Origin of the sequence: Nocardia sp. NPDC049190, assembly GCF_040648115.1 — a bacterium.
Taxonomy (GTDB): domain Bacteria; phylum Actinomycetota; class Actinomycetes; order Mycobacteriales; family Mycobacteriaceae; genus Nocardia.
The window spans coordinates 11,824-23,672 of the sequence record NZ_JBEZDE010000043.1; the positions used below are offsets into that span (position 1 = coordinate 11,824).

Genomic DNA, 11,849 nt, shown 5'->3' on the forward strand with positions numbered 1-11,849 from the left:
CCTCGCAGCCTGCATAGGTAGCGCCATCTCGATTGCGTCACAGTGGGCAGAGTGCTCAACATGTGGAGCATCTATTGTGCGTTCGGTCACTCGAGGACAGGATATCGGGGAGAAGTGCTCAACGATGTGGGTACCCGACCGGTGCCGAGTGAATGGGTGATCTGGATGACCGAGCTTGCCGACCGCGATCTGATCGCCGCTCCCTATGATCTTGCCGACCGGTACCGGGTCGGCGCGGGGAGCGTACTGCTCACCGGTGTCCAGGCGATTGCTCGACAGCTGGTCGAACAGCATGTGCGCGACCTGCGCGCCGGGCGTCGCGTCGGCACGTTCGTGTCGGGGTATCAGGGCAGTCCGCTCGGGGGTGTGGACAAGATGCTGGCCGGGATGCCGGATGTCCTGGCCGAGCACGACATCACGTTCGTGCCGGGGTTGAACGAGGAGCTCGCCGCCACCTCGGTGTGGGGCAGCCAGGCCGATCTGCCCGCGGGCGCCGCGACTCACGATGGCGTCGTCGGAGTGTGGTATGGCAAGGGGCCCGGGCTCGACCGCGCGACCGATTCTTTGCGCCACGCCAACATGTACGGCGCGAACGCGCGCGGTGGGGTGCTGCTGCTGGTCGGCGACGATCCGGCGTCCAAGTCCTCTACCGTGCCCGCAGTCAGCGAGCGTTCCCTGGCGGCCATGAACATTCCGGTGCTGTTCCCGCGTAACGCCCGCGAAATCATCACCATGGGATTGCACGGCGTCGCTCTCTCGCGTGCCTCGGGATGTCTGGTGGCATTGAAGATCGTCGCCGACGTCGCGGACGGCGCCTGGACGGTCGATGGGACGGTCGGCGACATCGACATCGTCGTGCCCGAGATCGACTGGGAGGGTCACCCGTTCAGTTACCGCCAGCGTCCGATGGCCGCCCCGGCCGATAGCGTGCTCGCCGAAGCCGACCTCTACGGTCCGCGCTGGGAGCTGGTGCGCGCCTACAGCACTCGCAACGGGCTGGACGTGATCGAGGTGAACCCGGCCCGGGCGACGGTGGGGATCGCGGCGACCGGCACCACCTTCGATGCCGTCCGCCAGGCGCTGATCGACCTCGGGGTGGACGACGACGGGCTGCGCCGCGCCGGCGTGCGACTCCTGCGCATCGGCATGCCGTATCCCATCGCCCCCGACCGGGTCCGGGAGTTCGCCGACGGGCTCACCCGCCTGATCGTCGTCGAGGACAAGACCGCGTTCGTCGAGACGCAGCTGCGCGACATCCTGTACGGCACGCCGGGCGGGCCGGAGATCATCGGTAAGCGCGACGCCACCGGACGCCCATTGTTTCCCCAGGATGGTGAACTGACCACCGGGCGCATCACCGCGCCGCTGCGCCGCGCGCTCGACGGCTATCTGGAGCTGAAACGTCCACTACCGCAGCCGCTCGCACTGTCGGTCCTGTCGACCAAGCGTGCCGCCTATTTCTGTAGCGGTTGCCCGCACAACCGCTCCACCGCGATACCGGAAGGGTCGCTCGCGGGCGGCGGGATCGGCTGTCACACCATGGTGACCATGTCGGGACGCGCCGACAGCCAGGTCACCGGGTTGACCCAAATGGGTGGCGAGGGCGCGCAGTGGATCGGCCAAGCCCCGTTCACCGATGTCGCGCACCTGTTCCAGAACATCGGTGACGGCACGTATTTCCACTCCGGCCAGCTCGCCGTGCAGGCGTGCGTTGCCGCGGGGGTGAATATCACCTTCAAACTGCTGCACAACGATGTCGTCGCGATGACCGGCGCCCAGAATGCCGAAGGGGCGCTCACAGTACCGATGCTGACGCACAAGCTGACCACCGAGGGGGTTCGACAGGTCATCATCTGCGCCGACGAACCGGCGCGCTATCGCAAACGCGATCTCGCCGCGGGAACGCTGCTGTGGCACCGGGATCGGCTCGACGAAGCTCAGCGCATGCTGCGCGAAATTCCCGGCGTGACGGTGCTCATCTATGACCAGCACTGCGCTGCCGACGCGCGGCGAAGGCGCAAGCGCGGCACCCTGCCGGTCCGCCGCACCCGGGTGATCATCAACGAGGCGGTGTGCGAGGGCTGCGGCGACTGCGGCGTCAAGAGCAACTGTCTGTCGGTCCAGCCGGTGGACACCGAATTCGGCAGGAAGACCAGGATCGACCAGACCTCGTGCAACACCGACTACAGCTGTCTGAACGGTGACTGCCCATCGTTCGTGACCGTCGAGCTGCCTGATCCGGCAAAGGCGACCGAGCCCGCCAGGACTCGGCGGCCCGAGCCGCCACGGCTACCCGACCTGCCACACAGTGCGCCGGCCTCGACGCAGAACATCTTCCTCGCCGGTATCGGCGGGACCGGGATTGTCACGGTCAATCAAGTGTTGGCGACCGCGGCGCTGCGGGCCGGATACGAGGTGGCGAGTCTGGATCAGATCGGCTTGAGCCAGAAGGCCGGCCCGGTGGTCTCCCACCTGCGGTTCGTGCTCGGCGAACTGGAGCCGGCCAACCGGCTGACGCCCGCCTCGGCCGACTGCATCGTGGCCTTCGACCTGCTTGCCGCCACCGACGTCAAGAATCTCGCGTACGGCTCGAAGACGACCACTGTTTCGGTCGCCTCGACCAGCAAGACGCCGACCGGCGACATGGTCTACGACAAGTCGGTCGGCTATCCGGAGGAGAGCCTGCTGCTGTCCCGGTTGGCGCAGGTGTCGCGCTCGGTACGCTCGTTCGACGCGCTGGCCGCCGCCGACACGCTGTTCGGCAACACCGCCGCCGCCAACTTCCTGCTGGTCGGCGCCGCGTACCAAGCCGGAGGATTGCGGCTTCCCGCCGCGGCGATCGAAGAGGCCATCACGATCAACGGTGTCGCGGTCGAGGCGAATATCGCCGCCTTCCGGTGGGGCCGCGCCGCGGTCGCACAGCCGGACGACTTCGCCGCCGCCACCACTCGGCAGCGGCGACAGAAATCCGAGATCGCGGTTCCGGCAGACCTTTTCGAGGAATTGACCGCGACGGGCGAGACCCGACGCCTGGTCGAATTGCGCGCCGTCGAGCTGATCGGGTTCCAGAGCGTCGCGGTCGCCCGCACCTACGTCCGGACGGTGCAACGGATCTGGGCGGCGCAACAGCGGGTCGGCGATCGCACCGAATTCAGCGAGCAGGTGGCGCGCGGGCTGTACAAGTTCACCGCGTACAAGGACGAATACGAGGTGGCGCGCCGGCTCACCGATCCGGATTTCCTCGACGACGTCACAGCGCAACTCCCCGATGGCGCGAACCTGACCTACCGGCTGCACCCGCCGACCCTGCGCGCCATGGGGCGCGAGAAGAAGATCGGAATCGGTCCGCGCGGCCACATCGCACTGCGCCTGTTGGCCAAGGGGAAGCGTCTGCGCGGCACCAAGTTCGATCCGTTCGGTTATGCGCATGTGCGCCGGGTGGAGCGTGCCTTGCTCGGCCACTACACCGGGATGGTGACGACGCTGGCCGACGCCCTCGATACGGCAACCTACGACCGCGCGGTGGCGGCCGCGGCTCTGCCCGATCTGGTGCGCGGTTACGAGGACATCAAGCTCGCCAATGTCGAGCGTTATTGTGACCGCGTGCGTGAGTTCGGCATCGAGCCCCCGCGGGTGTAGGCGCCGCCGCGGTCGCCATCGAATTCGGTCCCGGTCCCACACTCGGCCGGTGTGCGGTTCGGGGGTCACAGTCCGATGGGAGACCGGTCGCCGAGAAGTGTTGGCTCTTGTGCGGTCGTGATCGCAGCGTCGGGCTCGGTCGATTGCCGGGTGTCCGCGTCGGGAGATGGCCGGCCCATCCGGAATGCCGTGTTCCCCCGCCGGACCGTTCAGTCGACATCCCGCTGAATGACAGGTACTTCAGGCATCAATGGGCCGTGTCCGCGGTGCGCGGTGGTGCGGTAATCGTGGTTCACGCGCGCCCTCCCCGTGGGACTCGGAGGCACAAGGTTCGGTGTCGCACGGCTCAGATTGTCGGATGCCGATCCACCGCCACGCATCATCGGCGGCCCCATGCCGCGCGTGTGGAAATGCCGAAACCGAGTGTTGCCGCACGCCATGGCAGCGGACCTGGTCCGCTCGGTTCCGAGTCACACATCGCCGCCTGCCGTGTGCGCCCGATATCCGTATCGGCAGACGCCTTCCGCTTGGCTCAATAGCATAAATAGCAAGAAGATCGACGAAAATCTAAGTGCCCCTTAATGGTCCGCGACACATCGCCAGAGGAGTCACTGTGCCAACTCGCGAAATTGCCGCTGCCCCCGGCGGCCTACCGCTGCTGGGGCACGCCCTGCGACTACGCAATGATCCCCTGGAGTTCTTCACGTCGTTGCCGCAGTTCGGCGACATCGTGCAGATCAGGCTGGGACCCGAGCGGGCCTTCGTGGTCAGTTCGGCGGAACTGGCGCGCGAAGTGCTCGTCGTCCAGCCGCGAAAGTTCGACAAGGGCGCGCAGATTCGTGGCGCCCGTGGGCATATCGGTGATGGTCTGCTCAGTTCCGAAGGCGACGTACACAAGCAGCAGCGCCGCCTGATGCAACCGGCGTTTCGCCGCGAGCGGATTGCGGAGTACGCGCAGACCATGCGGGAGCAGATCATCGCGCGAACCGACGCTTGGCACAGTGGCAAGGTGCTCGATGTTCGAGTCGAGATGACCGCTTTGACGCTCGCGGTCACCGCCAAGGCGCTGATCTCCGCCGAGCCGGGCAAGGATCTGGTGGCGGAGATGCAGCACAATCTGCCGCGTCTGCTGGACCTGATGTACCAGCAGCTGACCACCCCGCTTCCGGCGCTGAACAAACTGCCACTGCCGCGCAACCGCGAATATGCCGCGGGTGTGGCGCGACTGCACTCGATGATCGACAACGTCATCGCCGATTACCGGCAGAGCGAGAATCCCCGGCACGATCTGCTGAGCACACTGCTCGAAGAGACGGATGAAGAGACCGGCAGAGGGTTGTCGGATGCGGAGATTCGCGACCAGATCACGACTATCCTCGTCGCTGGATCGGAAACCACCGCGGCGACCCTGGCATGGGTGTTCGGCGTGCTCGCCGAGCATCCGGATGTGGAGGTGCGACTACACGCCGAAGTGGATGACGTACTCGATGGCAGACCTGCGGAATACGCCGACATCCCGCGGCTCACATATACCGCCCAGGTGATCAGCGAGGCGCTGCGCTGCTACCCACCGGCCTGGATCATCACCCGTCGCGCCACCGAGGATCTGGAACTCGAGGGATATCCGATCCCGAAGGGTGCTTCGGTGATCGTCAGTTCCTATATCGTGCAACGTGATCCGCGCGTGTTCTCGGATCCGGAGAAGTTCGATCCGGAGCGATGGCTGCCGGAGCGGGCGGCACAGATTCCCCGAGATGCGATCATCCAATTCGGAAACGGGCCATGCAAGTGCATCGGTGACGTCTTCGCGATCGTCGAGGGGACTCTGGCCCTCGCCACGATCGCGGCCAGATGGCGGTTGCGCGCCGAGGCGGTCACCACGATGGAAAAGATCGCCGCGTCTACGTACACCCCGCGCAACCTGTTCCTGACCGCGGAGAAGCGTCGCGACCGAACCTCGTGATCAAGGTATTGACGACCTCGAAGACCAGCGGGAACACGTATGTCCGATGAGATCGGCGCTCCCCTCCCGGCAGAAGGTGTCGACCAGCGGGATGGCGATGTCCTCACGATGCCATGCAGCGCATAGAGATCTATCGTGTCGAGGCTCGCGGTAATGGCTTGCCGGTAGCGCAGGAAGTCGAGCCCGTCGTTCTTACTCGAGATCGGCCGCCATCCCATCAGCGGGATGACCGGACTGTTGCTGGGGACGGTCTTCGGCCAGGTTCGAGGATCGGCGGGGAAGTGTTCCGGATCGTGTGTACTACGGGTCGTGCGGCGCGCATTCCATGCCGAGTCGCACGCTCTGTGCGCGACTTATCCGGTTCCGGCCGGAACGGCCTGACGATATAGCGTCGGTTCGGCATCGAATCTTCGTGCGTGGCAACGATTTCCGATTGTCGACCGGTCCGCGATCGTCGCCTACCCCTGGTTGTGTCGGTCCGCGAGCGAGTCGGCCAGGTCGAGGTGCGCACGTTCGAGACCTACTCGCCGTGTTACCGGGGATGGATCGGGACGTGGCAGTGCGTGGCGCGGACTATCAACTGGGCGACGCAGGCTCGGACCCATAGTCGATCCGGAATCCTGAGTTCGGCGGAGGTTGCCGATGTCTGTCCCCAGGGGGATGAAAAACGGCCCGGACACTGTGTCCGGGCCGTTTACCTAGTAGCGGGGACAGGATTTGAACCTGCGACCTCTGGGTTATGAGCCCAGCGAGCTACCGAGCTGCTCCACCCCGCGTCGGGTAGGGATAACACTACACAACTGTGCGCCCACGACCGAATCGTGCAGGTGAGGCAGGGTAGCGGGGGTTGGTCAGCCGAACTCGATGCCCTGTGCGAGGGGTAGTTGGTCGGAGTAGTTGACCGTGTTGGTGGCCCGGCGCATGTATGCCTTCCAGGAGTCCGATCCGGATTCGCGGCCGCCGCCGGTCTGCTTTTCCCCACCGAACGCGCCGCCGATCTCGGCGCCGGACGTGCCGATATTGACGTTGGCGATGCCGCAGTCGGACCCGTCGGCGGCCAGGAAGCGTTCGGCCTCGCGCTGGTCGGTGGTGAAGATCGAGGACGAAAGGCCCTGCGGCACTTCGTTGTGCAAGGCGATCGCGCGGTCGAAGTCGTCGTAGCCGAGCACATACAGGATGGGGGCGAAAGTCTCCTCCTGGACCACGGCGGTCTGGGCGGGCATGCGCACGATGGCGGGCCGCACGTAGTAGGCGTCGTCACCGAATCCGTCGACTCGCTCGCCACCGCAGACCACTTCGCCGCCGTCGGCGATCGCCTTGTCCAGTGCGGCGCGCATCCCGAGGTAGGCTCTGCGGTCGATCAGCGGGCCGACCAGTACCCCGTCGTCGAGCGGGTTGCCCACGGGCAGTTGCCGATACGCGTGTTCGAGCCGTTCGATCAGTGGACCGACCACGTCGCGATGCACGATCAGCCGCCGCAGTGTAGTGCACCGCTGCCCGGCGGTGCCCGCGGCCGCGAACACGATCGCCCGCGCCGCGAGCTCCAGATCGGCCGACGGCGTGACGATCGCGCCGTTGTTGCCGCCCAATTCCAGCAGGCTGCGCCCGAGTCGTTCGGCCACGCGGGGCGCGACGAGACGGCCCATGCGCACCGAGCCGGTCGCGCTCACCAGCGCCACCCGCTCGTCCTCGACCAGTCGGGACCCGACCTCGCTCGCGCCCTGGATCAGTTGGTGTACTTCGGGGTCCGCGCCGATCTCGACGGCTGCGCGGCGCAGCAGGGTGTGACAGGCCACCGCCGTCAGGGGTGTCGTCTCCGATGGTTTCCACACCACGGTGTCACCGCAGACCAGCGCGACCGCCGTGTTCCAGGCCCACACCGCGACCGGGAAGTTGAACGCCGAGATCACCCCGACCACGCCGAGCGGATGCCAGGTCTCCATCAACCGGTGCCCCGGCCGCTCCGACGGCATGGTGCGTCCGTACAGCTGTCGGGAGAGCCCGATGGCGAACTCGCAGATGTCGATCATCTCCTGTACCTCGCCAGCGGCCTCGGCGGGGATCTTGCCCGCCTCCAGCGTCACCAGTTCGGCGAGGTCGCTCTTGTGCGCGGTGAGCAACTCCGCCAGCCTGCGCACCACCGCGGCTCGGACGGGGGCGGGCACGCGGCGCCACGCTCGGAACGCGGTGGCGGCCCGGCCGATCGCGGCATCGACTTCGTCGAGCGTGGTGGGGCGCAGGGTCAGCAGTTGCCCTCCGGTGATCGGAGTGTGTGCGGCTAGCTCGCCGGGCTCGGGTGGTTGCACGTCGAGTGCGCGCAATAATGCGGCCGCGCGAGCGGCGAGTTCCGGGGTGGTCTCGGTGCCTAGTACTTCAGTCATGTGTTGTTCCGCTGTACCTTTCGGCCGCTTCGCGGCGGTCTATCCCATATATCGGGAGGGTGGGGATACGGTTTCGGGCGCAGTCGGGCCGCCTGGGTTAGCCTTCGCTGATGGCGGATACACCAGCTAGACCGGCACTCGACGACATCGATCGCCTGTTGATACGTGAACTGATGGCAGATGGCCGGGCCACCCTGTCGAACTTGGCCGAAAAGGCAAGTCTGTCGGTGTCCGCCGTGCAATCACGGGTACGTCGGCTGGAAGCGCGCGGGGTGATTCGCGGGTACACCGCACACGTCGATCCCGAAGCGCTCGGTCAGCTCTTGTCGGCATTCGTAGCGATCACTCCTCTCGACCCGTCACAGCCCGATGATGCGCCCGCGGCCCTGCAGCACATCCCCGGGATCGAGGCGTGTCACTCGGTGGCGGGTGACGAGAGCTATGTCCTGCTGGTGCGGGTGGCGTCCCCGAGACACCTCGAGCAGCTGCTGCAACAGATCAGGGCGACCGCCAACGTCAGGACTCGAAGCACCATTATCTTGCAGACATTCTATGACAGAGAGTCATAACGCGGAATATATACACCATTTCGTAGAGATTCCGTAAATTTTTGCGTACCCTCGGTGGCGTGACCATCGAACTGGAACGCACTCTCACGGCGGTCACCCCCGCCGCCCGAGTACACGAGATCTTGTCGGCCAGCATCCTCGCCGATGGCTTCGATCTGGTGCTGGACCTCCGACAATCCCGCGGCTGTCGTCTCGTCGACGAACGTGACGGCAGCTCCTACCTCGATATGTTCGGCTTCTTCGCGTCCAACGCGCTGGGCATGAATCATCCCGCCCTCGCCGACGACGCCGCGTTCCGCGACGAACTCGTCGTCGCGGCGCTGAACAAGCCGAGCAACTCCGACATCTACACCGTCGAGATGGCGCGCTTCGTGGAAACCTTCGTCCGAGTGCTCGGTGATCCGCGACTGCCGCACCTGTTCTTCATCGATGGTGGCGGCCTCGCGGTGGAGAACGCGCTCAAGATCGCGTTCGACTGGAAGAGCAGGCACAACCAATGCCGCGGCCGCGCACCGGGACTCGGCACCAAGGTGCTGCATCTGACCGGCGCGTTCCATGGCCGCACCGGCTACACCATGTCGCTCACCAACACCGACCCGGTCAAGACCGCGCGCTTCCCCAAGTTCGACTGGCCACGCATCGAGGCGCCGTACCGGACCGAGGCCTTCGACGTCGAGGACGCCGAGGCGCGTGCGCTGGACCAGGCGCGGCGGGCATTCGCGGAAAATCCGTACAACATTGCCTGTTTCATCGCGGAGCCGATTCAGGGTGAGGGCGGCGACCGGCACCTGCGTCCGGAGTTCCTGCAGGCGATGCAGCGGCTGTGCCACGAGAACGACGCGCTGTTTGTCCTCGACGAGGTGCAGACCGGTGTGGGAATGACCGGAACCACCTGGGCCTACCAGCAACTCGAGCTCGCGCCGGACATTGTCGCCTTCGGCAAGAAGACCCAGGTGTGCGGCGTGATGGCGGGCGGGCGGGTGGACGAGATACCCGACAACGTGTTCGCGGTCGGCTCCCGGCTCAACTCGACCTGGGGCGGCAATCTCGCCGACATGGTGCGGACCCGACGCATCCTCGAGGTGCTCGAGCGCGACGAGCTGATCGAACGGTCGCGTCCGCTCGGCGCGCACCTGCTCGATCGGCTGCAGACGCTGGCCGCCGAGCACGCCGACGTCAGCGAGCCACGGGGACGGGGACTGATGTGTGCGATCACGCTGTCCTCGGCCGAGCTGCGCGACCAGGTGCTGACCGCGCTGCGTGAGCGTGAGCACGTGTTGATCCTCGGCACCGGCGAGCGAGGCATTCGCTTCCGCCCGCCGCTGACGGTCACCGCCGCCGAACTCGACGAAGCCGTCGCCGCGCTGGATCGGGTACTGACCGCCCTCGTCTGACCTGCGTAAGCGAATGATCCGGGATTCCGGTCGCCCCGGCGCGGACTACGCCGGAATCCCGGATCCACCACTTAGGCTTCGCGTACATGTCCCCTTGTTCACCACTCCCTGACCCGGTGCAGCGCGTGAACCGACAGCGCGGGCACCGAAGGCGCCTGCCGCATCATCTCGGGGTCGCCCTCGCCGCCGTGGTAGTTGTGGCCGGCTGTGCCTCCAGCGACGCGGGCACCGCCAATATCCCGACTGCCCCGGCCACCATGCCCGCCCCGGCCGCCGCCGCGCTCCCGCCCGGCCCGGCCGAACTGCTCCCGGGAATGCCCGCGCCGCTCTCGCCCACCGACGTGTATGCCGCCAACCGCGAGCTGAGCCCGAGCGTGGCCGACCATCGCGAACTCGTCTACGTGCCCAACAGCATGTCGAACACCGTCTCGGTGATCGATCCGAACACTTTCCGGGTGATCGATACCTTCCCGGCGGGTGGCCTGGAGCCGCAGCATGTCGTGCCGTCCTATGATCTGCAGACGCTGTTCGTCACCAATGACCTGCCGCTGGGCAGTGGCAGCCTGTTGCCGATCGATCCGCGCACCGGCAAACCCGGGCAGCCGTTCCCGGTGCGCGATCCGTACAACATGTACTACACACCGGACGGCCGGTACGCGCTGGTTGTCGCGGAGGCGGACAAATCGCTGGACTTCTACGACCCGCAGACCTGGCAGGAAATGCACAGCCTGCCGGTGCCGGACTGTGCCGGCATCGATCACATGGACTTCACCGCCGACGGCCGCTTCGGGTTGGCCTCCTGCGAATTCATCGGCCGGATGCTCGTGTTCGATGTCGCCGAGCGCCGGGTCGTCAAGATGATCGACCTGCCGGGCGGCCGCTCCGGCAAGCCGCAGGATGTGAAGCTGTCACCGGACGGGAATACCTTCTTCGTCGCCGACATGGTCGCGAACGGCGTGTACACCATCGACGCGCACACCTTCGACAACACCGGGTTCGTGCCGACCGGCAAGGGGACGCACGGGCTCTACGTGACCCGTGACTCCCAGCAGATGCTGATCACCAACCGGCACGAGGGCAGCATCTCGGTGTGGGATTTCGCGGCGAACGGGCTGGTGCACAAGTGGTTCGTACCGGGCGGCGGCAGTCCCGACATGGGCAATATCTCCGCGGACGGCCGAATCTTCTGGGCGTCGGGCCGCCACCACGGCGAGGTGTACGCCATCGACATCGTCAACTGGACCTTGTTGGCTCGTATTCCGGTCGGCAAGGGGCCACACGGGCTCACCATCTGGCCTCAGCCCGGGCGCTACTCCACCGGGCACACCGGTGTCATGCGCTGACCCGGTACGGCTGCGTCTATCCGGAGAGCGTTTGCGCCGCACCGGATTCCGCGAGCTGGAATGACACCCGAGAGCGCTGCGCGGGGCTGCTGATGTGCTGGCAGGGCTACCTCGGCCTGAGTCGATAAGTGCTGCCCACGCACGTTGTGTTCGATCAGGAAGCGACCGGGCGCAGGCCCAATCCGCCCTCGACGAAGCGTCGGACGGCGGTGAGCCCGGTCTCCAGCGCCGGCGTGTATCCCGGACGCGCCCACCCGGTGACGCTCGCAGTGCCGTCGCCCGCGGGCGTCACGCCGATCTCGGCGACAAGTTCGGCGGTGGTCGGTTCGCAGACTGCCCAGGTGAAGTGGGTCTCCTCGGCCCAGCCCCGGCTGCGCTCGGCCACGTAATCGGGGTCGGTGATACCGCCCTCCGCCAGGGCCGGGCGGTCATCGATGCGGTTGTCCGCGCGCAGAGCACGCAGATACCAGGTGCCCGCGTTGATCTCGATCGGTTCCATTGGCGCTTGTTCTCCTCGTCACGGTGCTTCTCGTCGGGGACCGGTGTCGTGGGGCGCCGAA

7 protein-coding genes and 1 tRNA gene are annotated in these 11,849 nt (G+C 66.4%); 5 read left to right on the forward strand and 3 right to left on the reverse strand.

The features are described 5' to 3' along the window. The first annotated feature begins 165 nt into the window (after positions 1–165). Both AB0B25_RS27165 and AB0B25_RS27170 read left to right on the forward strand, forming a co-directional pair. Positions 166–3,639 carry an indolepyruvate ferredoxin oxidoreductase family protein gene (locus AB0B25_RS27165; RefSeq protein WP_357185100.1) on the forward strand — a complete coding sequence of 1,158 codons (3,474 nt, stop codon included), beginning with the start codon at positions 166–168 and terminating at the stop codon, positions 3,637–3,639. 613 nt (positions 3,640–4,252) lie between these two features. Continuing rightward, a complete protein-coding gene (locus AB0B25_RS27170; protein ID WP_357185103.1) occupies positions 4,253–5,602 on the forward strand; it encodes a cytochrome P450 in 1,350 nt (449 codons plus the stop codon). 702 nt (positions 5,603–6,304) lie between these two features. Here AB0B25_RS27170 and AB0B25_RS27175 read toward each other — a convergent pair. Both AB0B25_RS27175 and AB0B25_RS27180 read right to left on the reverse strand, forming a co-directional pair. Then, a tRNA-Met gene (locus AB0B25_RS27175) sits at positions 6,305–6,378 on the reverse strand. Positions 6,379–6,453: 75 nt separating this feature from the next. Next, positions 6,454–7,983, reverse strand: a complete 1,530-nt coding sequence (locus AB0B25_RS27180) for an aldehyde dehydrogenase family protein (RefSeq protein ID WP_357185106.1) — start codon at positions 7,981–7,983, stop codon at positions 6,454–6,456. Between the two features lie 110 nt (positions 7,984–8,093). Between AB0B25_RS27180 and AB0B25_RS27185 the strand changes: the two genes are divergently transcribed. The 3 genes from AB0B25_RS27185 to AB0B25_RS27195 all read left to right on the forward strand — a co-directional run bounded on the left by AB0B25_RS27185 (position 8,094) and on the right by AB0B25_RS27195 (position 11,289). Further along, the gene (locus AB0B25_RS27185) at positions 8,094–8,552 is read left to right on the forward strand and encodes an Lrp/AsnC family transcriptional regulator (RefSeq protein WP_357185109.1); all 459 of its coding nucleotides are present in this window, start codon (positions 8,094–8,096) and stop codon (positions 8,550–8,552) included. Between the two features lie 59 nt (positions 8,553–8,611). After that, complete coding sequence (lat, locus tag AB0B25_RS27190; RefSeq protein ID WP_357185112.1) at positions 8,612–9,946, forward strand: L-lysine 6-transaminase; 1,335 nt, start codon at positions 8,612–8,614, stop codon at positions 9,944–9,946. A 125-nt stretch (positions 9,947–10,071) separates the two neighbouring features. Beyond that, positions 10,072–11,289, forward strand: a complete 1,218-nt coding sequence (locus AB0B25_RS27195; RefSeq protein ID WP_357185115.1) for a YncE family protein — start codon at positions 10,072–10,074, stop codon at positions 11,287–11,289. A 154-nt stretch (positions 11,290–11,443) separates the two neighbouring features. Here AB0B25_RS27195 and AB0B25_RS27200 read toward each other — a convergent pair whose 3' ends face one another. Continuing rightward, positions 11,444–11,788, reverse strand: coding sequence for a hypothetical protein (locus tag AB0B25_RS27200; RefSeq protein WP_357185117.1), 345 nt, complete (start codon positions 11,786–11,788; stop codon positions 11,444–11,446). Positions 11,789–11,849: the final 61 nt, after the last annotated feature.

What these genes read in the sequence shown, in the direction of transcription:
- AB0B25_RS27165 (WP_357185100.1), top strand. Translation starts at nt 166, where the DNA reads ATGACCGAGCTTGCCGACCGCGATCTGATCGCCGCTCCCTATGATCTT.
- AB0B25_RS27180 (WP_357185106.1), bottom strand. Translation starts at nt 7,983, where the DNA reads ATGACTGAAGTACTAGGCACCGAGACCACCCCGGAACTCGCCGCTCGC.
- AB0B25_RS27185 (WP_357185109.1), top strand. Translation starts at nt 8,094, where the DNA reads ATGGCGGATACACCAGCTAGACCGGCACTCGACGACATCGATCGCCTG.
- AB0B25_RS27200 (WP_357185117.1), bottom strand. Translation starts at nt 11,788, where the DNA reads ATGGAACCGATCGAGATCAACGCGGGCACCTGGTATCTGCGTGCTCTG.